The following is a 19,308-nucleotide window of genomic DNA, read 5'->3' on the forward strand; positions in this document are numbered from 1 at the left end:
AGCGCGAGCGGCGATGTCAAGCTGCTTCTCCCCGACCTTGCCCAGCGGCTGGAGGACGCAGTACAGCGTGACCACCTGCTGTCCGTACTGCGCCTGATCGAGACGGAGCCTTCGATCATCGGTATGAGCCAGAACTTCGTCGCGATCGCGCAGGCTCCCGCGAGGATTGATTGTCGTCACGAAGGGTGCAGTCAGCGATGGGTCAGGCAGCTTCGACGAGAGGGTGTCCGCCCCAGCGAGTGCCTTTCTCGCTGCAGATGCGGGCATGTTCACAGCGTCAGCGTTGAGCAGGTGGGGACGGTCTCCCGCCCACTGAAGGTCTCCTCCGGATAGGCCAGGCAGATCTCGTTGAAGCGGTGGATCACGTCGCGGACCGTGTCTGTTATTGGCCTGCACTGGCTGAGCAATGACTGACACGTGGTTCCCGTCTGCCGAGGCCAGCAGCATCATCGCCGGCGATAGCACGCCGAAGTGGTGTACACATTGAACACATGAACTACTATGCTCACATGGATATGGAACAGATCGGAATCGTCGAGGCTCGCAAGCGCCTGGGCACACTGGTCTCCCGCGCCGTTCATGCCCACGTCCCTGTGAGAATCAGCCGGTCAGCCGACGAGCATGCCGTACTCATCAGTGAGGACGACTACACCGAGCTCCAGAAGCTGCGTGCCGAACGTGAGATCGCCGAGTTCCAGGATCGGATCGACTCCGCCGGACGCGGAGAGACCACGCCGGTCGCTTTCGAGACCGCCGAGCAGATGTACAGTCACTTCGGCGTCTCCCATCCGGGCGAGCGCCGTTGAAGCGGCGAGTCCTTTTCGACCCCCAAGCTGAGCAGGCCGTTCTGGCGTTGCCGCCGGGCTTGCGTATCACCGTCCTCGATACCGTCTATGGCCTGGTCGATGAGCCGGAGCCGCTCGGCGCGCGTCCCTACGGCATGATCCCTGATGCCTTCGAGATTGTGACGGACTCTTTCACCCTGCGCTACACCCATGGCGAGGATCACGTTTCCATCTGGGTCGTCCGTGCCAACACCTGAGTGCCGTACGCATCGGGCCTCGCGCGCCGTGGGCGGGGTCGGAGATCAAGAGTGAAAGCCCGCGGCCGGGTTGATCGACTCGTGGTCGATCAACCCCGCTGACAGCGTCCTGGCCATCAGCCATGGCTTCGGCGCGGGCAAGAAGGTCAAGGGTCGCGGGGCAGTTCGCCATCGGAGAGGTGAACATGCCGGCGAGGCGGGTGCCCTCCACCCTCTCAAGTGGCAGGCTCGAGGGAGTGCTGGAGCCAGACGTTCGGTTCCACGTAGACACTGAGGTCCTGCTCAGCCGAGGCCAGGACTGGAGCGATACCTCCTTCGACGAAGTTAGACCCTGCGGCGCGCCGGTCCATCGGTGCCACTGCTCGAGCGTTCCGGTGATGCTCATCGCGGACGGGGTGATTTTGACGGATCGTGCGCCCAGCCGCTCGTGGGTGCGGAGCCATGGATCCTCGGGGAGCCCGTCGGCTCGGCGCCTGGCGGCGTACTCCTCCATTGTCAGTTTGGGGCACCGGACCTTGCCGGTGGGGCGTACCGATGCCACCGGCCTACCCATCCCGTTGTCACAGGTGCAGGCGCGCAGGCCGTCACCAGCGTGGTCGTCGGCCGGTTGTCGAGCGCGTCCTGCACTGCCCGGAGGATGACGCCGTCCCAGCCGTGGTCGGGCTTCTCTGTCCGCTCGGGGGTCGGAAACGCGACCGGCACGCTGACCGCCCGCGCCACGGGAACATCGCCGTCGAGCACTACCAGGAAGTATTCCGGCCACCGCGCGGCCAGACGTCTGGCTCGGGTGAGCGTGCCGATCCGGTCGTGTTGCATGAACTCGGCACGATGTCACCGAGTTCGAGTGCCGGCTTGAGCAGGTCCGGGTGTGTGGCGAGGTTTTCGATGAGCATGTGCGTCAAGCCTTCTTGATCAGTGGCCAACCGCTCCATGCTGCCCGTAACGGCTGCCCTTCTCCATTCTTTTCGCCTGATCCCGAGCGAGCGCGGCCCGGAGACATGCCGGGGCGGTGCCTGTGATGCGCCGGGTCAGCTCACCGTTCGACAGGTGGAAAATTTATTTCTCCGGCCGTTGTTCTCATCATCCGGCGGTGGACGGATTGTCGTTTCTGTTGGCCGGGCCGTTGTGCGCAATAGGTGGCAGGAAGCGGTCATCAACAGGCAACTTGCTGGCTCCGTTCTGTCTGGTTTATGGCGCATAAAGCGCGCAGAGTCATTTATAACGGATCACATTTATACGAGGAAGGACAATTTGGATAGTCGGTAGTTCGATGAGGTTCTCACGGTGCGTGGATCGGGCGGATGCACTGTGATCCGCAGGAAATCGCGCTTGTACGTCGAGTGTTCCACCGGCCCTCCATCGCACGTCCGGCGTGAATTCCATCCGGTGGAGCAGAACGCCGGGCGATCCCTTCATCACCGAGTTCATGGACGGAGCATCGCATCTCATGGCGGGCCGTACTCGCCGGCGGAGCCTTCCTGCCGATCGGAACCACCCTGAAACCACGTGCTCCACAGCGCAGTCCGAGAAATGGAGGGACATCCCCTTGACCAACGTGACCCACGCCGGTACCGATCGGATCGACAGCCCGCTCACCGCGTACCACCTGGACCAGCTACGAGAACGACGCAGCGTCAAATGGCGGGAATGCCCGCCGGACGTGCTGCCCATGTGGGTGGCGGAGATGGACACGCCGCTCGCCGAACCCATCGCCTCCGCGCTGACCTCCGCCATCGCCCATGGCGACACCGGCTACGCGGTCGCCGGACGGCTGCCGGAGGCGTTCGCCGGCTTCGCCTCCCGGCGCTACGGTTGGCAACCCGAGCCGTCCGGCATGCGCCTGGTGCCGGATGTCATGACCGGGATCGTCGAGACACTGAGCCTGGTCACCGACCCGGGTGCCCGCGTGGTGGTCAACACTCCCGGCTACCCGTCGTTCTTCTACTGGCTGGACCGCATCGGCCGCCGTGTGGTGAACAACCCGCTCTCCCCTGGCCCTCACGGCTACCGGCTCGATCTGGATCGGCTGGAACGGGACTTCGCCACGGGGGCGGAGGCCTATCTGTTATGCAACCCGCACAACCCCACCGGTCTGGTGCTCAGCCGCGGCGAGCTGCTGGCCGTCGCCGAACTCGGCGACCGTTACGGGGTCCGGATCATTGTGGACGAGGTCCACGCGCCGTTGACCTATCCCGGCGTACGGCATGTGCCGTTCGCCTCCCTGAACACGCCGGCCGCGGCCCGGTCGATCACTTTCGTCTCGGCGGCCAAGGCCTGGAACCTGGCCGGCCTCAAGGCGGCTCTGGCCATCTTCGGCCCTGAGGCCCATGCCGACGTCGCCGCCATCCATCAGGAGGTCAGCGAGTGCGCCGGCCTGCTCGGTGTGATCGCCTCCGAGGCCGCCTTCACCGCCGGGGAGCCCTGGCTCACCGATCTGCTGACCGGCCTGGACAGCAACCGATGGCTTCTGGCCGACCTGCTGGCCGAACATCTGCCCGCGGTCGGCTACCGGCCGCCTCAGGCAACCTACCTGGCCTGGCTGGACTGCCGGGCCCTCGGCCTCGGTGAGGATCCGGCCGCGGTGTTCCTGCGTCATGGCAGGGTCGCGCTCTCACCCGGCTACAGGTTCGGCACGCCCGGGCGGGGTTTCGTCAGATTCAACTTCGCCACCTCCCCCCAGCAGATCATCGAGGGGGTCCGGCGCATGGCCGCATCACTCGACGGGCCGTGCCAGAGCGTCCACGATCTGGCCGCGCTCAGTCTCGACGACCGTTGCTCCTCCCCTCGGATCGTGCCGTTGCCGAATTCACCGTGTGATCACGGGAGCGATCCTTGACTCCGGGATCGATCCGGCCGGTGACCTTTACCCTGTCCGGCGCCGGGTCGGCAGGAAGTGGCTACCGGCAGGCAACATGCTGACTTTGATTCATCTGGTTCCCCGGTCTCGGGACGTGCAGAGTTGATGGTGCGAGGGATAGACGGAAAGGGAGGTCAAGAAATGCCGGTCCGGCCACCTCGCCGGTAAATTTCGACAATGCAGCCAGGCAATAAATGGCGATTACCGTTCCATCTTTTCTGACATTTCTCCTACATCATGACCAGCCGTGGCCGTGCGGGCTTTCCGCCCGCCGGCCCCGGTCCCGCGGCAGGCGCGGCCGCGGGACCGGGGCCCGGAATGAGCGACCCGGCGCTTCTGACGTCGATCCAGCCATCTGGGACACGAACATTTTGGAGAGGAAATGATTGATCATCCAGCAGGCGAGACGGTCGTCGAGGAACGCGAACTCGTCGAGCTCCGCGAGCGGTGTACCACCCTGATGCGTGAGGCCGAGGAGCAGCGGCGGATCACGCTCAGCCTGCAGAAGGCGATCGACGTCTTCCGGCACGAGTTCGATCCGGCGCCTCCGGCTCACATCAGCCCTGTCCGGCCGTCGGAGCCCGGCAACCGGTGCAACCGATGCACGCAGAGCCGGCACGCCGAAGTGCACCGCACCTCCCGCGTCGTCCTCGCCGAGTCGGCAGGACTCCGCGCCGCGTAGCGGTGACGGCCTCGCCTCCGGCGCCTGAGGCCGAGAGCGGGCATGCCGGCAGGACAACCTCTATTGCGAACATCTATTGCGGCAAAGGAAGCATTCTCATGAAGGCTCTGGTGTTGGCCGGCGGATCGGGTACCCGACTACGCCCTTTCAGTTACTCCATGCCGAAACAGCTCATCCCGGTCGCGAACAGGCCGGTTCTGGAACATGTGCTGCGCAACATCCGCGACCTGGGCGTGACCGAGATCGGTGTGATCGTCGGCGACTGGGCGGCAGAGATCGCCGAAGCCGTCGGGGACGGCTCCCGTTTCGGAGCGCGCATCACCTATCTGCAGCAGCATCGGCCGCTGGGGCTGGCGCACTGTGTGACGACTGCGCGGGACTACCTCGGCGATGACGACTTCGTGATGTATCTGGGCGACAACGTCCTGCCGGACGGGGTGGTCTCCATCGCCGAGGAGTTCCGCACCAGGCGCCCGGCCGCGCAGATCGTGGTGCGCAAGGTCGCCGACCCCCGGGCCTTCGGGGTCGCGGAGCTGGCCGCCGACGGCACGGTGCAACGGCTGGTGGAGAAGCCACAGCAGCCGCGCAGCGATCTGGCCCTCATCGGCGTCTACTTCTTCACCGCAGCCGTCCACCAGGCGGTCGCCGCCATCCGGCCGAGCGCCCGTGGCGAGCTGGAGATCACCGACGCGATCCAGTGGCTCGTCACCCAGGGAGCCGAGGTCAAGGCCAGCGAGTACGACGGTTACTGGAAGGACACCGGCAACATCGAGGACCTGCTGGAGTGCAACAGCCGGCTGCTCGGCGGACTGGACGCCGGCATCGCCGGAGAGGTCGACACCGCCAGCAGGGTCAACGGCGGGGTCGTCATCGAGCCGGGAGCCCGCGTGGTCCGGTCCCGGATCGAGGGGCCGGTGATCATCGGTGCGAACACCCTGATCGAGGACAGCCACATCGGGCCGAACACCTCCATCGGCCGTGACTGCGTGCTGCGCGCCGCGCGCCTGGCCGACTCCATCGTGCTGGACAGCGCGTCGATCTCCGAGGTCACCGGCCTGCGCGGCTCGCTCATCGGCCGTTTCGCCACCGTCGGTCCCGGCGGCCGCGGTCAAGACAGCCATCGTCTGGTGGTCGGCGACCACGGGCGGATCGAGATAGCCGCCTAGGCGGCCAGGACAGGCCCGATGCACCCGAGGCGGCAAAGAGGACACCCGCTGCGGGGCCGTGCCTTCCTCGTAACGCTCAACGCCGCCGGCAGTGGCAGGGACACAAGCTCCGAGCCACTACCGGCGGCGAGGCCGTACATCCGTTCAGGGGGCCGTTGCGGTGATCAGATCTCCGCGCCGGTGCCGCGTGGGGTCCTGCGGCGTGCCCTGCGGGTCAGCGACACGCCGGGTGCCTGTCCGACCGGCAGTGCGGCCGGTCCCCCGGGTGCCCGGAAGGTGGCGGCGCGGCCGTTACCGGCGCGGGTGGAGGAGTTGGGCACCACCGGCTCGGCAGCCGACGGGGTCGGGGCCGCCTTGCTCTGCTGCTGGGCCTGCGGGGTGAAGAACACGTTCGGAGACATGGTGTCCCGCGGGATGTCGGTGTTCAGGGCGATGATGTCACCGAGCGGCTTGCGGTAGTCGATCCCGAAGACCTTCCGGATGAAGGGCAGCAGCGGGTCGTTGGCGTGGAAGAAGCGGTCGCCGTCGCGCAGCGCCGTGAACTCCCTCTTCCAGATCGCCAGCTGCGTCTCGCCGAACTCCCGGCCCGGCAGGTGCGGCTCAGCCATCATGCCGACGAAGGCGTCGACATCGGCCACGTTGGCGTAGACCGCCTTGAGCCGCGCGGCCAGCGGCGTGCGGCGCACACCGCTGGTGGCGTTGTCCGCCTCGGCCGTGGTCGGGTTGCCGTTGATGTCGAACAGCTGCGTGAAGTCCATGCTGTCCGGGTCGTTGATCTCGTTGCCGGGGGTCAGCAACGGGTCGGAGGGGAACGAGTCGGACGCCTCACCGGTGATGGCCTTGAACGAGGTCTTCGCCGGCAGGCCGTACGCCTGACGCAGCTGGTTGTAGGTCGGCATGCCGTGGTCGCGGCCCCGCTCGATGTCGAGCGCGCCCAGGTCCGTCACACCGACGACGCAGTCCGGCAGCGTCGGGTCGTCGCCGCACAGCGGGTTGCCCGAGAGCTCGAAGCCCGCGCTGCGCAACAGGTTGTTGATCTGCTCGTCGTTCTTGTTCTGCGCCTTCAGGCCGATGCCGTGCAGCATGGGCCCCAGCTGGAGCATCTCCAGGAGGTCGGGGTTGAAGAAGGCGTCTTCGCCCAGGGGGATGGCCAGTTCGACTTCGTCGTCCTTGACCACGACGTCGATGTTCATCGCTTTCAGCGCGTCCAGCGTGGCCTGGCTGTAGCGGCCGGTCTCGGCAGTGATCCTGAACTTGGGGCGGATCTGGCTGTGCCCGCGGTATCCGACGGTCGCGAACTCGTTGGTGACCGTCGCGTCCACCTTCGGCTTGTATCCCCTGTAGGGAGGCAGCGTCACACCCAGCGTGGGCAGGAACTCGTTGTAGGTGACGTACTGCTGCTCGGCGATGACGACGGCCCGGGCGATCTGGAACTTGTCCTGCTGCGACACCCAGCTCGGCAGCAGGGAGACGATCCGGTTGTGCTCACGGGCGAACAGCGTCTGTGTGGCCAGCAGCGCGGGGTTCTCGTTGGCCCGCTGATCGCCGGTGACGGCGGCCCGGGTCGGCTTGGTGAACAGCTGGCCGCCGATGACCATGGCCGGCGCGGTGTCGGGGTTGCCGCGGCTGTCTCGCCGGGGCAGGTAGTTACCCGGCATCAGCAGCCGCGCGTCGTTGTTGTCCGGGTTGCCGTCCACGCTGCCCTCACGCATCCAGTCCAGGCGCGCGTCGGTGTCTCCGTAGACGGCCGAGGCCTCGATGTAGGAACTGATCGTGTTGATCTGGTCGCGGGCGCTGGTGACACCGCTGCCGGGGGCGGGGGCGGAACGCTCGAAGAAGATGACCCCGAGGTCGTTGCGGAACTTCTCAAGCGGGTCGTTCTTGTCGAAGGGGGTGTTCAACGCCTCCCCGGGGTCGCCGGTCCCCCGCCGGCCGAGCCGCTGGGCCATGGTGTGGTCGAGGAACTGGCCCCAGACGAATCCCCACTGGCTGACGTTGCGCTCGGAGTACAGATTCTGGTTGCTGTCGTTGAAGACACGGTTGCTCACGTACCGGGCGTTGGGCCCCGAAGCCGGCTTGTTGAGTCCGTCGGCGTAGCGCGCCGGGGCCAGCCGGGGGTAGAGCGCCCCTGCCACACCCCAGTCGGGGTGGGATCGGTTGTTCTTGGCACCGCTGAGGCTCTGCGCCTCCCAGATGCCCAGGATCGGGCGGTCCGAGACCCCGCCGTCGTCGGCGTGGGCGGTGCCGTTCATGCTCAGTCCGCCGGCGACCACGAGCGCGACGAGCGAGAGTGCTCTTCCACGCCGGGTCCGATGGCGACCAGGGCGCGCGAATGCACGCATGGTGTTCTCCTCTCCACACACCGATGACCGCGGCGGTTCCGCCGGAGAATCGTTATCCCGTGCAGCCTCACACCCAGCCTCTCGACACCACATCTTCTGAATTGCGGAATATGAGTGGATTTGTGAGTGCTTTGCGGGTACGCCGTAACCCTCCGCAGCGGGCTGTGCCGGCCGGCACGGTCGCCGCTGAACCGGCGGTCACAGCCCGCTGCGGCACATGCCGCGCCTGCCCTGACCATCCCGCCACAAAAGGCCCAGATCAGCGGATGGAGGCGGGTATCGGCCACCGGGCCGCGGCACATGGGAGGGCCGCCGATCCGCCGCCCTCCGCGGCACCGCCGAGACGGCCTCACCTGTGCCGGCTCCGGGCATCCCGGGGCGGCCGCCGGCGCCGCAGTCGGCGTGCTCCGGCGGTTGGGCAAGCCAGGAGATGCAGCGTAGAGCGGCCGGGATGACGATGGGCTGAGGATCGACGGATCCAGGGCGGCCGATGGCCAAACGAGAAAGCAGCGATCATTTGGTGGCGACGCGAGATCACTCGGCTGTCTATCGGGGTTCGGTCTGTTTCTCTCATACTTTCTCGGAAACCTACGCCAGCACGCCCCAACGGAGAATTCAGGTCGCCGCTCACTGATGACGAAGGATCGACCCCGTATTTCTCTCGATTGGAGACGTAGATGCGTTTTCTGCCCGACCGTGAAAACCTTAAAGTGGCAGTCATCGGCTTTGGGTATGTCGGCTCGTGCATCGCGGCGACACTGGCCGACCGCGGCTTCGACGTCGTCGGCGTGGACACCGATCCCCGGCTGATCGAGGAACTGGCCCGCGGCTACTGCCGGTTCCAGGAGCAGGGGCTGGCCGACATGATCTTTCGCGGGGTGACAACCGGGCGGCTGCGCGTCACCACCGACAGCGCCGAGCTCGCTAGCGCCGACGTCGTGCTGATCGCGGTCGGCACCCCGATCCGCGAGAAGGGGGCGCTGGCCGACGAGCAGCTGCGCGGCGCGTGCCTGGAGCTGAGCCGCCACCTCCGCCAGGGTCAGCTGGTGGTGCTCAAGAGCACCGTGCCGCCGGGCACGACCCGAGATGTCGTGCTGCCGCTGCTGGAGCAGAGCGGGCTGATCGGCGGTGTGGACTTCGGACTGGCCTTCACCCCGGAACGGCTCGCCGAGGGCACCGCCCTGGCCGAGCTGCGCACCTTCCCCATCGTGGCCGGCGGGCTGGAGCCGGACAGCACCCGGGACGTGGCGGCGTTCTGGCACAGGGTCCTCGGAGTCGAGGTGATCCCGCTGGACTCCCTGGAATCGGCGGAGATCGTCAAACTCGCCGACAACTGGTGGATCGACCTCAACATCGCCCTCGCCAACGAGCTGGCCAAGTTCTGCGCCCTGTACGACGTGGACGTGCTGGACGTCATCGCCGCGGCCAACACGATCCCCAAGGGCAAGGGCACGGTCAACATCCTGCTGCCCAGCGTCGGCGTGGGCGGCTCCTGCCTGACCAAGGACCCGTGGATGGTGTGGCGTTCGGCCCGCCGGCGCGGCGTGGAGATCCTGACCGCGCCGGCCGGCCGCGAGGTCAACGCGGGGATGCCGGAGTACACGGCGCAGCTCGCCATCGACGAGCTGGTCAAGCTGGGCAAGAACCCGGCGACCGCGAAGGTGGCCGTGCTGGGCCTGGCCTTCAAGAACAACACCGGTGACCTGCGGGCCACCCCGACGCGGGGAGTGGTCGAGACCCTGGTCGAGACCGGCGCCCAGGTGCGCATCTTCGACCCGCTGGTCGACGTCGCCCACGCCGAGGAACTGTTCGGCATCACGCCCGCGGCGAGCCTGCAGGAGGCCGTGCAGGACGCCGACTGCATCGCCGTACTGGCACTGCACCGGGAGTTCGAGGACATCGACTTCGCGGCACTGCCCGTCGCCCGATCATGCCTGCTGCTCGACGGGCGGGCCTACTACTCCAAGGAGAAGATCGCCTCACTGCGCCGCCTGGGCTACCTCTACCAGGGGATCGGGCGGGTGGGCGCCCCCGCCGCCCCCGACCCGCACAGCTACCCGGTGGCGCCGGTCTCGCGCCTCGTCGAGGGTCCCGTGGCCGCACTCTACGTGGAGTCGGGCTCATGAGCGCCGCGCACGAGAGCGGCGGCGCGGGCGCCGCGGCCGGCAAGCCCCACAACGACCAGGTGCACCGCCCGTCCCGGGTGGTCGTCACCGGCGGGAGCGGCTTCGTCGGCAGCCACCTGGTGGAGCGGCTCATCGCACAAGGCGACCAGGTCACCGTCTTCGACGGCGCACCGCCGTCGAAGACCTCCACCGGCCAGCACGCCAGACACGTCGAGGGCGACATCCGCGATCCGGCGAGACTCGCCGAGGCGATCACCCCCGGGACCGACATCGTCTACCACCTGGCCGCGGTCGTCGGCGTCGACCAGTACCTGGCCCGCCCGATGGACGTCATCGACATCAACTTCACCGGCACCCGCAACGTGCTGGACCTCGCCCACCGGACCGGCGCGAAAGTCATCCTGGCCAGCACCAGCGAGGTCTTCGGCAAGAACCCCGCCGTGCCGTGGCGCGAAGACAGCGACCGGGTGCTCGGCGCCACCTCCTCCGACCGCTGGTCCTACTCCTCGGGCAAGGCCCTGGCCGAGCACCTCACCTTCGCCTTCGCCCGCCAGCACGGGCTGGAGGCCACGATCGTGCGCTACTTCAACGTCTACGGCCCCCGCCAGCGGCCCGCCTACATCGTCAGCCGGTCGATCCACCGGGCCCTCAACGGGCAATCCATGGTGGTCTACGACCAGGGGCGGCAGACGCGGTGCTTCACCTTCGTCGACGACGCCATCGAAGGCACCATCCTGGCCGCCACCCACCCCAAGGCGGTCGGTGAGTCCTTCAACGTCGGAAGCATGGTGGAGACCACGGTCGGGGACGTCGTCCGGCTCATCGCCGAACTGACCGGGGCCGGCCCGTCGATCATCGACGTCGACACCAGCCAGCGGCTCGGCCCGGCCTATGAGGACCTGTCCCGGCGGGTCCCCGACAACGCCAAGGCACGCGAGATCCTGGGCTGGGACTGCCGGACCCCGCTGCGCGAGGGACTCCTGCAGACCATCGAATGGGCCCGCTCCAGCCCGTGGTGGCTCGGCCTGCCCGACAGCGGAGCGACCTGACCCTCCGGCGCGCAAAAGCTGAGAGCCGGCGCGGGCGGGTCCCGGAAAGGACCCCTCCGCGCCGGCTCTCAGCGCGCCTACGGCGTGCGCTCAGGCATCCCGCCCAGACCTGCCCGGACCACCCTCGACAGGCGGACGGCCGCGCACCTCCGCCGCCTCCGGCCCCCCGCACCGCACCGGCCGGCGCCCGCACCCGGACAGACGGACGCCCCGCCGTCTCCGGCGGGGCGGACACCTTCCGTCAGCGGCCGCCTGGACGCCGCCGGCCCCGGCACCGGGACCCGTGGCGGCCGGGGCCTGCACGGGGCCCCGGCCCGGCGGTCACATCCGCGCGGCCGCGCTCATCTCGGCGCGGCCGGGCCGGATGAAGTCACCGGCCGACCGGCCCGCTCCTCCACCCGGCACGCGGCTCACCTGGCGGCGGCCTTCGACCTGGGACGGGCGACGGTCCGCTGCGGCACGCTGGGCAGCGCGGGCTTGCGCCACAGCTGCCGCAGCACGCTGATGATCAGCGCCGGCCGCATGAGCGTCTCCGGCGGGTCGATGAGCCCGGCCACCCTCATGAACGCGGCGGTGAAGCGCGGGTCCTGGGTCGCGGCCTTCTGCAGCAGACGCATGAACGCGTTGCCGGCCCGGACCTTCAGCGTCCGCTTCCCCTGCACACCGGGGAAGCTGAGGTTGACGCTCGAGGTCATCTCCCACGCCGGCTTGATGATGTCGGCCACATCCTGCTGGAAGTCCTTCGGCTTCGGCGCCACCCCCCTCGCCAGGTGCCGGTGCAGGGCGAGCGCCTCAAGGGAGGCCAGCGTCTGCGCCTGGGCGTACACCGGGTTGGGCGTGCACACCGCGTCACCCATGATCAGGAACCGCTCGGGCAGGTAGGGGAGCAGGTCGTAACGGCGCCACATCGTGGTGGGGAAACGGAAGAGCGCCGGATCGTCGAGCGGCTCCGCCTGGATGATCGTCTCGTAGATCTCGGGCGCCGCGAGGGTCTTGACGAACTCGTTGAAGCCCTCCGGGTCGGTGGGCGGGTGGTCGCCGAGGATGCCGTAGGCGGTCAGCTCCACCTTGCCGCTGTCGGTCTTGGTGAAGATCGCGCCCCGGGGCAGCGTGGCGGAGGCGACCGGGTTGATCGAGTGGTCGGTGCCGAACGGGTCGGTGCCCGGCTTCAGCACATAGTGCCGGCTGACATAACCCAGGCCGACCTTCATCCCGTCTTCCTGGACCCGCAGATACCCCATCTGCTCCAGCCACAGCGGAGTCCGCGAGCCACGGCCGGCGGCGTCGATCACCAGGTCCGCCTCAAGGATCTGCTCCTTGCTGCCCTTGGCCTGAGCCTGCACCCGCGCCCCGGTCACCCGGGAGTGATCGGCCGTCGTGACCAGACCGACGATGTCGGTGTTCTCCATGAAGGTGACGTTGGGCATGGCCTGCACCCGCCGGCGGACGTAGAACTCCATGATCGGGCGGGTGGCGGCGATGGAGGTCAGGCCGGCGCGGACCTGCTTCAGCGGCTCGCCGTTGAAGTACCAGCGCACGGTGCCGGCCATGTCCGACAGCGGGATCCCGTCGTCGACCATCTCCTGGGTGATCCCGGGGAACATCTCCTCCAGAGCGAGCTGGCCGCGCGCGAGCAGCCCGTTGATGTGCCGGGTCTGCGGGGCGCCACGTCGCCACTCGGTCACGTCGATCAGCGTGTCACGGTCCACCAGCACCACTTCGCGGTAGGCCTTGCTGAGCGCGCTGGCGGCGAACAATCCGGTGATACTTCCGCCGAGCACGACCGCACGGTCGCCGACTTTAATACTCATGGCGATCATCTCCTCGAGTCTCGATCCAGATCAGGCATTCCGATGGATGTCGCCGAACAGAATCGGACAACCACGTTCGGGACTTGCCTTGTCGACGCCGGTTCCGTTGCCGGTGGATGAGAGCCCCACATCGACCGTGCTGTTCCTTTTCTCGGCGGGACGCTTGCGAAAAGCAGCATTTCCGGACAGGCGGCGCGTCGGTGCCGCCTGTGCCACGCCCTCGCATCGTCACAAGTGAGCGTGCCGCCGGGCATCTCCTGAATTGCGTAGTCGCGCAGGCGCCGATCGCACCCTGCGACGCCCGGCCGGCGCGTCCGCGACAGCGCAATCGAAAAGATGCCGGACCCATGCGCCGGTGTGAGGATGCGGTTGCGGAGCCCGGCGGCGGCCGCGGTGCCACCTGCCGAGCGCGCAACGGCCGAGACCGGCGTCTTCCAGCGGTGCGCGGCCTCGAGCCGGACCCGCCGTAGGACTAATTCCCCGCACCGCGAAGGTGGGTTGGCAATGAAGGCTGCCGTCATTCCAGAGGTCAATGCCGCGTGGGAACTGCGTGAGGTGCCGACGCCACGGCCGGGCCCCGGTGAGGTGCTGATCAGGGTTCACGCGTCCGGGATCTGCCACAACGACGTACTGGCCACACGGGGCATCATCCCCTTCCCCGCCTTCTCCCCCGCCGTCACCGGGCATGAACCGGTCGGCGAGGTCGTGGAGGTCGGCGCCGGAGTCACCTCCCGCAAGGTCGGTGACCGGGTCGGCACCACCTGGATCCAGGGGACATGCGGGCGATGCGACTACTGCGCGCTCGAACTGCCGGTCTCCGGGCAGGCGGCGTTCCGCTGCGCGGCCCCCGCGATGACGGGCTTCACCGTGCCGGGCGGGCACGCCGAGTACATGGTGGCCGCCGCGAGCGGCACGGTGCTGCTCCCCGACGGCCTGGACTACGAGCTCGCCGCCCCGGTGTTGTGCGCCGGCTACACGGCCTGGTCCGCCTTCCGCGTGGGCGCCCCCAGGCCGAAGGAGAGGGTCGCCGTCCTCGGCATCGGCGGTCTGGGGCACCTGGCGCTGCAGTTCGCCGCCGCCGGCGGATTTGAGACCGTGGCCATCACCCGGTCGCCGGACAAGCACGCCCTGGCCCGGGAGCTCGGCGCCGACACCGTCGTCGGCAGCGGCGAGGAACTGCTCGCCGCCGGCGGCGCCGACGTGATCCTGGCGACCGGCCCCTCCTACGCCGCCGCCACCGACAGCATGCGAGGGCTGCGGCTCGGCGGCCGGATCGTGCTGGCCGGGATCGACGGCTTGGAACCGTTCACGCTCGCGCCGGACCTGGCCAGGCCGTTCTTCGCCCAGCGGCACCAGGTGCTCGGCGCCACCCACGAGGGTCCGCAGTACCTCAAGGAGGCCCTGGAGGTGGTCGCCTCCGGGAAGGTGACGCCGAAGGTGGAGGTGTTCGACAAGACCCAGGTGGCCGAGGCGCTGGACAAGGTCGCCAAGGGCGAGGTCCGGTTCAAGGCCGTCGTGACCTACTGACCGGACGGCATGCGGCTGGAGGGGCGCGGCCACCGCGGCGTCCGGCGCGACCGGGCCGCCGCCAGGCCGCCCACGCCGCCCACCCGGGCGCCCGACGTACCGCCGGCGCCACCGCGCCCCCTCCGGGGACACCTCCACGCCGGCGGCACGCCACAGGGCACTTCGGCCGTCCCCCGGCTCCGCGCGCGGCGGCTTCGGGGGCGCCGGCGGCCGCCCGCCGTCACGGGCACAGGCACGGCACCCGCAGCGATGGATGCGGCCGGGAACGGACGCGTGACGATTCCGCAGTCCCTGGGCCCGCGTACGGCGAGAGCACCCCGGCCCTCCATGAGCGGCGGTTCCCCGGCGGCCGTGCGGGCACTGCGCTCATATCCGGAAACCAGATTTTCTGGCCGATATAAGCATCTGCGCTAATTATGTGACCATTCTTGGAACGGCGGGCGGGTGAAATCGGCATCCGCGAAGAAGCGCGACCACGACACCGACGGTTAAGCTCAGTTCATGTACACCAAATGTCGGGTTTGTGGCGGGAAAGTGCAGGAGTTCGTCGACCTGGGGCGGCAACCAACGGCGAATGGTTTCCTGCTGCCGCACGAGGCAGAGCAAGAATTCTTTTTCCGGCTCGCCGTCGGCGTGTGCGAACTCTGCACGATGGTGCAGCTGGTCGAGGAGGTGCCGCAGGATCTCAGATACCACGCCGGTTACCGGTACCACGCCTCCGGATCGGCCGGCCATCGCAAGCACTTCGAGCGGAACGCCCGGCGTTTCCTGGAGACCGAGCTCACCGGCTCCGACCCGTTCATCGTCGAGATCGGCTGCAACGACGGCGTGATGCTCTCGACGGTCGCGCAGGCCGGCGTGCGGCACCTGGGCGTCGAGCCGTCGGCGAACGTGGCCGAACTGGCCAGGGCCAAGGGCGTCCGGGTGCTGTCGGAGTTCTTCGACGAGCGGACCGCGGCCGCCGTCCGCTCCGAGCACGGCGAGGCCGACGTCATCTTCGGCGCCAACACCATCTGCCACATCGCGCACATCGACTCGGTCTTCCGGGGCATCGACGCGCTGCTGGCGCCCAACGGCGTGTTCGTGTTCGAGGAGCCCTACCTGGGCACCATCATCGAGCGGACCGCCTTCGACCAGATCTACGACGAGCACGTCTTCTACTTCAGCGTGACCTCGGTGCAGGCGATGGCCAGGCATTTCGGGTTCGAACTGGTCAACGCCGAGCACATCCCGCTGCACGGCGGCGAGATCCGCTACACCCTGGCCAGAGCCGGCGCGCGCACCCCGGCGCCGGCCGTCGACGCGCTGCTCGCCGAGGAGCGCGCCCGCAGGCTGTCGGAGACCGAGACCTTCGAGCACTTCGGGCAGACCGTCAAGCGCGTGCGGGACGACCTCGTCGCGCTGCTGCACAGGATCCAGTCGGACGGGCAGCGGGTGATCGGCTACGGCGCGCCGGGCAAGAGCTCGACGGTCACCAACTACTGCGGGATCGGGCCGGATCTGGTCCCGTTCGTGTGCGATTCCACCCCGTCCAAGCAGGGACACCTCGTGCCCGGTTCGCACCTGCCGGTGAAGCCGCCGGAGGCCTTCTCCGCCCCTTACCCGGACTACGCCCTGCTGTTCGCCTGGAACCACGCAGAAGAGATCATGGCCAAGGAACAGGGCTTCCGCGAGGCCGGCGGCCGCTGGATCCTCTACGTGCCCGAGGTCCACATCGTCTGAGACCCCCGGCAACGCCATCGGGGCGCCCCCTCCGGCAGTCGGAGGGGGCGCCCCGGTCGTGCGCCTGAGGTCATCCTGCCCTGCGGTCGGCCACGGCGAGCTTCACGCCCCCGGCGCCGCCGAGGCGCTCGCTCACACACTCGCGCACCGCCTCGATGGTCCGCTCGACGTCGGCGTCGCTCAGCGCCTGGTGCATCGGCAGCAGCAGCGTCCTGTCGGCCGCGGCCTCCGCGTTGGGCAGCAGGGCACCCGACCCGTAGGCCGCGACCTTGTGCAGCAGCGGGTAGCGGAAGGTGGTGTAGATACCGCGCTCGTAGAGGTCACGCGCGATCTCGTCCCTGATGCCGCCCTCGAACTGCACCCAGTACATGTAGTAGGAGGACTCGTGGCCGGCGGGCAGCGGCGGCGGGCACAGCAGGCCGTCGAGGCCGGCCAGCCCGCTGTCGTAGCGCCGCGCGATCTCACGCCGGCGCTCGATGAACTCCGGCAGCCGGCTCAGCTGGACGTTCCCGATGGCGGTGAGCACGTCGTTGGTGACCGAGCGCCTGGAGAACGACGAGATCTCGAAATCCCACCACCGCGTGCGGGCGCGCAGCGCCTGGTCGTACCCGCTCTTCTGCTCCAGACCGAAATAGGCCAGCTTGGGCGCGCGCGCCGCCAGCTCGGGGTCGCGCACGTACAGCATCCCACCGTCGACCGTCACGACGATCTTGCCGTGGTCGAAGCTCCAGACCCCCATGTCCCCGAACGTCCCGCACGGCCGGCCGTCGACGCGCGAGGCGATCGCGATCGCGGCGTCCTCGATCAGGAGGATCCCGCGGTCCCTGCACAGCTGCGCGATCTGGGCGACCTCCCCCGGATAACCGCCGTAGTGCAGGATGAGCACCGCCTTGGTCCGCGGCGTCAGCACGGCCTCGACATCGGCGACGGTGGGGTTCAGCGTCCGCGGATCGACGTCGCAGAACACCGGCTGCGCGCCGCGCGAGGCGATGGCGTTGCCCGCGCCGACGAAACTCACCGTCGGCAGGACCACCTCCGAGCCCGGGCCGACACCGGCCAGCTCCATCGCTATGAACGTCGCCTCGGTGCAGGAGTTGACCGACGTCACGTGCTCCCGGCCGACACCGATATGGCGCGCGAACCCCGCCTCGAACTCGTTCGCCCTCTCACCACGGCCGACCCAGTTGCTCTCGAAGACCTCCCGCACCGCCGCCAGCTCCTGTTCACCGAGCGACGGTTGAAAAACGTTGATCATGTCGACCATCAGGTTCTCCTTCACGGACGTGGTGCGAGGCGGCCCGGCGACGCCGTCTGCGGCGGATCCGGCCGTGCCACCCGCCGGGTGGGCGCCGGTGGTTACGGTCAGGAGGCCGGTGCCGGCCCCTGTCCTTCCTGCTGTCCGGCCCCGGCCGGCGCCCCCTGCGCGCACCCGCCGGCGGGAGACGCCAGAGCGTGACGACGGCCGGCACGGCCCGTCCCGGCCCGGACGCGGCGGACCGGCCCCGGACTCATCGCCACCCGGCCGCAGCCCCCCGCCCCTCCCGGCGACGACCATGAGTGGCGGCACTCCGCGGCGACGCCGTACGGAGTGATCATCTCAGTGACCCGCGCGCCGGGGCATCTTCTCGAATGCGATGCGAGGACGGCGCGGCCGGCGATCCGCCCCGCCGCCACCGCACAACCCGCGGCGCGACACCGCCACCGTGCCGCGCGGCATCGCACTCCAGAAGGTGCGGACCACAAGTGCCGCGATCATGCTTGGTGGAGACGTCGTGTCAGGAGCGACGAGTATCTGAGACGCGAGCAGGAAGGGCTGGATCCGAGGAGGCGACAGAGCCACAACCAGGAAGGCGCTTCCCCTCAGGACGCGGTCACGGCCGTGGACCGGGCAGTGCTTCCGCCTTTCGCTCGCCTTCCATCTGCGGAGGAGATCCATGGCCGCCAGCGTCACCATCACGGATGCCGACTACTTGCGGATCATCATTCACGGCACTACCGCATTCGAGTTGCTGCGCACCGGGCTTGAGTTCGACCTCTTCGAGCTTCTGGAGGGGGCGGGAGGGATGGACCTCAAGGAGGTCGCAACGGCGATCGGCGTGGAGGAGCAGCCCGCGCGCGTCCTGCTGCTCGGGCTGACCTCCCTGCTGCTGCTGGAGAAGCAGGGCGACAAGTACGTCAACAGCGAGATGGCCCGGCGCAAGCTGCTGCGCTCCGGTGAGCGCTTCCTCGGCCCGCTCATCGACATCCAAGCCAAGATCATCAATGCCAGCCTGGTCGACTTCGCCGAGTCCATGCGGCAGAACACCAACGTGGGGCTGCGCCACATCAGCGGCCCGGGCACGACACTGTACCAGCGCCTCACCGCCCACCCCGAGCTGCAGAAGGTCTTCTACGACAACATGGGCGACGCCTCGCAGCGGGCCTTCGCGCAGATCCTCGACCGCTACGACTTCTCCAACATCCGCCACGCCATCGACATCGGCGGCGGCGACGGCACCAACAGCATCGAGCTGGCACGGCGCTACCCGCAGCTGGAGATGACGGTCTTCGACCAGGAGAGCGTCACCCGGCTCGCCTCGCAGCGGATCGAGGACCCGGACCTGCACAAGCGGGTGCACTTCCACGCCGGCGACCTGTTCGCCGACCCGCTGCCCCAGGGCGCCGACGCGATCCTCTTCTTCCACATCTTCGAGATCTGGTCGCTGGAGCGCAACACCGAGCTGCTGCGCAAGTGCTACGACGCGCTGCCCGAGGGGGGTGTGTGCCTGGTCTACAACTTCACCTCCAACGACGAGGGCACCGGGTCGATGAGCGGCGGACTGGTGTCACCGTACTTCCTGGCGCTGGCCTCCGGCGAGGGCATGACCTACTCGCCCAACGACATGGAGAAGGCCGTCCTCGACGCGGGTTTCTCGCGCATCGAGCGCTACCAGGACATGGGTTTCAGTCACACACTCGTCGTCGGCCACAAGTAGGAACCCCGT

The 19,308-nt window shown here is 68.5% G+C and carries 16 protein-coding genes; 10 read left to right on the top strand and 6 right to left on the bottom strand.

The window, feature by feature from the left end; translation table 11 throughout:
* Nucleotides 1-180: hypothetical protein (locus J2S55_RS47100; RefSeq protein ID WP_306876069.1), on the bottom strand; the 180-nt coding region annotated here is incomplete at its 3' end.
* A 335-nt stretch (nucleotides 181-515) separates the two neighbouring features.
* On the opposite strand from J2S55_RS47100, the gene J2S55_RS47105 reads away from it, so the two are divergent.
* Nucleotides 516-806: a type II toxin-antitoxin system Phd/YefM family antitoxin gene (locus tag J2S55_RS47105; protein ID WP_306876071.1), complete on the top strand. Its 291-nt coding sequence runs from the start codon at nucleotides 516-518 to the stop codon at nucleotides 804-806.
* A complete protein-coding gene (locus tag J2S55_RS47110; protein ID WP_306876073.1) occupies nucleotides 803-1,042 on the top strand; it encodes a hypothetical protein in 240 nt (79 codons plus the stop codon). Before J2S55_RS47105 ends, J2S55_RS47110 begins: the two co-directional genes overlap by 4 nt.
* 495 nt (nucleotides 1,043-1,537) lie before the next feature.
* On the opposite strand, the gene J2S55_RS47115 is transcribed toward J2S55_RS47110, so the two are convergent.
* Nucleotides 1,538-1,858 (bottom strand): hypothetical protein, encoded by a 321-nt coding sequence (locus tag J2S55_RS47115; RefSeq protein WP_306876075.1) that lies wholly within the window; start codon nucleotides 1,856-1,858, stop codon nucleotides 1,538-1,540.
* Nucleotides 1,859-2,597: 739 nt separating this feature from the next.
* Here J2S55_RS47115 and J2S55_RS47120 point away from each other — a divergent pair.
* From J2S55_RS47120 to J2S55_RS47130, 3 genes are all read left to right on the top strand, one after another.
* Nucleotides 2,598-3,878 (top strand): MalY/PatB family protein, encoded by a 1,281-nt coding sequence (locus J2S55_RS47120; RefSeq protein WP_306876173.1) that lies wholly within the window; start codon nucleotides 2,598-2,600, stop codon nucleotides 3,876-3,878.
* A gap of 403 nt (nucleotides 3,879-4,281) precedes the next feature.
* Nucleotides 4,282-4,581: a hypothetical protein gene (locus J2S55_RS47125; RefSeq protein WP_306876077.1), complete on the top strand. Its 300-nt coding sequence runs from the start codon at nucleotides 4,282-4,284 to the stop codon at nucleotides 4,579-4,581.
* A 98-nt stretch (nucleotides 4,582-4,679) separates the two neighbouring features.
* Nucleotides 4,680-5,747, top strand: a complete 1,068-nt coding sequence (locus J2S55_RS47130) for a glucose-1-phosphate thymidylyltransferase (protein WP_306876079.1) — start codon at nucleotides 4,680-4,682, stop codon at nucleotides 5,745-5,747.
* Nucleotides 5,748-5,911: 164 nt separating this feature from the next.
* Here the strand turns inward: J2S55_RS47130 and J2S55_RS47135 are convergent, their stop codons facing one another.
* Nucleotides 5,912-8,089, bottom strand: a complete 2,178-nt coding sequence (locus J2S55_RS47135) for a peroxidase family protein (RefSeq protein WP_306876080.1) — start codon at nucleotides 8,087-8,089, stop codon at nucleotides 5,912-5,914.
* 710 nt (nucleotides 8,090-8,799) lie between these two features.
* Between J2S55_RS47135 and J2S55_RS47140 the strand changes: the two genes are divergently transcribed.
* Both J2S55_RS47140 and J2S55_RS47145 read left to right on the top strand, forming a co-directional pair.
* Nucleotides 8,800-10,215, top strand: a complete 1,416-nt coding sequence (locus J2S55_RS47140; protein ID WP_306876081.1) for a nucleotide sugar dehydrogenase — start codon at nucleotides 8,800-8,802, stop codon at nucleotides 10,213-10,215.
* Entirely contained in the window at nucleotides 10,212-11,264 is a 1,053-nt protein-coding gene (locus tag J2S55_RS47145) for an NAD-dependent epimerase/dehydratase family protein (protein WP_306876082.1), read from the top strand. Before J2S55_RS47140 ends, J2S55_RS47145 begins: the two co-directional genes overlap by 4 nt.
* A 410-nt stretch (nucleotides 11,265-11,674) precedes the next feature.
* Here the strand turns inward: J2S55_RS47145 and J2S55_RS47150 are convergent, their stop codons facing one another.
* Both J2S55_RS47150 and J2S55_RS47155 read right to left on the bottom strand, forming a co-directional pair.
* On the bottom strand, nucleotides 11,675-13,075 hold the full coding sequence (locus tag J2S55_RS47150) for an FAD-binding protein (protein ID WP_306876083.1): 1,401 nt from the start codon (nucleotides 13,073-13,075) through the stop codon (nucleotides 11,675-11,677).
* A 30-nt stretch (nucleotides 13,076-13,105) separates the two neighbouring features.
* Nucleotides 13,106-13,291, bottom strand: a complete 186-nt coding sequence (locus J2S55_RS47155) for a hypothetical protein (RefSeq protein WP_306876084.1) — start codon at nucleotides 13,289-13,291, stop codon at nucleotides 13,106-13,108.
* Between the two features lie 288 nt (nucleotides 13,292-13,579).
* Here J2S55_RS47155 and J2S55_RS47160 point away from each other — a divergent pair, with 288 nt between their 5' ends.
* Together J2S55_RS47160 and J2S55_RS47165 are read left to right on the top strand one after the other, a co-directional pair.
* Nucleotides 13,580-14,602, top strand: coding sequence for an alcohol dehydrogenase catalytic domain-containing protein (locus J2S55_RS47160; RefSeq protein ID WP_306876085.1), 1,023 nt, complete (start codon nucleotides 13,580-13,582; stop codon nucleotides 14,600-14,602).
* Between the two features lie 501 nt (nucleotides 14,603-15,103).
* On the top strand, nucleotides 15,104-16,324 hold the full coding sequence (locus J2S55_RS47165) for a class I SAM-dependent methyltransferase (protein WP_306876086.1): 1,221 nt from the start codon (nucleotides 15,104-15,106) through the stop codon (nucleotides 16,322-16,324).
* Nucleotides 16,325-16,394: 70 nt separating this feature from the next.
* On the opposite strand, the gene J2S55_RS47170 is transcribed toward J2S55_RS47165, so the two are convergent.
* Nucleotides 16,395-17,588 carry a DegT/DnrJ/EryC1/StrS aminotransferase family protein gene (locus J2S55_RS47170; protein ID WP_306876087.1) on the bottom strand — a complete coding sequence of 398 codons (1,194 nt, stop codon included), beginning with the start codon at nucleotides 17,586-17,588 and terminating at the stop codon, nucleotides 16,395-16,397.
* A 670-nt stretch (nucleotides 17,589-18,258) separates the two neighbouring features.
* Here J2S55_RS47170 and J2S55_RS47175 point away from each other — a divergent pair.
* Complete coding sequence (locus J2S55_RS47175) at nucleotides 18,259-19,299, top strand: methyltransferase (RefSeq protein WP_306876089.1); 1,041 nt, start codon at nucleotides 18,259-18,261, stop codon at nucleotides 19,297-19,299.
* Nucleotides 19,300-19,308 lie beyond the last annotated feature (9 nt).

Source organism: Streptosporangium brasiliense, from assembly GCF_030811595.1.
GTDB lineage: Bacteria > Actinomycetota > Actinomycetes > Streptosporangiales > Streptosporangiaceae > Streptosporangium > Streptosporangium brasiliense.

Excerpts from the sequence above, each read along its gene's own strand:
- J2S55_RS47105 (WP_306876071.1), top strand. The coding sequence starts at position 516 with ATGGAACAGATCGGAATCGTCGAGGCTCGCAAGCGCCTGGGCACACTG.
- J2S55_RS47115 (WP_306876075.1), bottom strand. The coding sequence starts at position 1,858 with ATGCAACACGACCGGATCGGCACGCTCACCCGAGCCAGACGTCTGGCC.
- J2S55_RS47125 (WP_306876077.1), top strand. The coding sequence starts at position 4,282 with ATGATTGATCATCCAGCAGGCGAGACGGTCGTCGAGGAACGCGAACTC.
- J2S55_RS47130 (WP_306876079.1), top strand. The coding sequence starts at position 4,680 with ATGAAGGCTCTGGTGTTGGCCGGCGGATCGGGTACCCGACTACGCCCT.
- J2S55_RS47135 (WP_306876080.1), bottom strand. The coding sequence starts at position 8,089 with ATGCGTGCATTCGCGCGCCCTGGTCGCCATCGGACCCGGCGTGGAAGA.
- J2S55_RS47145 (WP_306876082.1), top strand. The coding sequence starts at position 10,212 with ATGAGCGCCGCGCACGAGAGCGGCGGCGCGGGCGCCGCGGCCGGCAAG.
- J2S55_RS47150 (WP_306876083.1), bottom strand. The coding sequence starts at position 13,075 with ATGAGTATTAAAGTCGGCGACCGTGCGGTCGTGCTCGGCGGAAGTATC.
- J2S55_RS47160 (WP_306876085.1), top strand. The coding sequence starts at position 13,580 with ATGAAGGCTGCCGTCATTCCAGAGGTCAATGCCGCGTGGGAACTGCGT.
- J2S55_RS47165 (WP_306876086.1), top strand. The coding sequence starts at position 15,104 with ATGTACACCAAATGTCGGGTTTGTGGCGGGAAAGTGCAGGAGTTCGTC.
- J2S55_RS47170 (WP_306876087.1), bottom strand. The coding sequence starts at position 17,588 with ATGGTCGACATGATCAACGTTTTTCAACCGTCGCTCGGTGAACAGGAG.
- J2S55_RS47175 (WP_306876089.1), top strand. The coding sequence starts at position 18,259 with ATGGCCGCCAGCGTCACCATCACGGATGCCGACTACTTGCGGATCATC.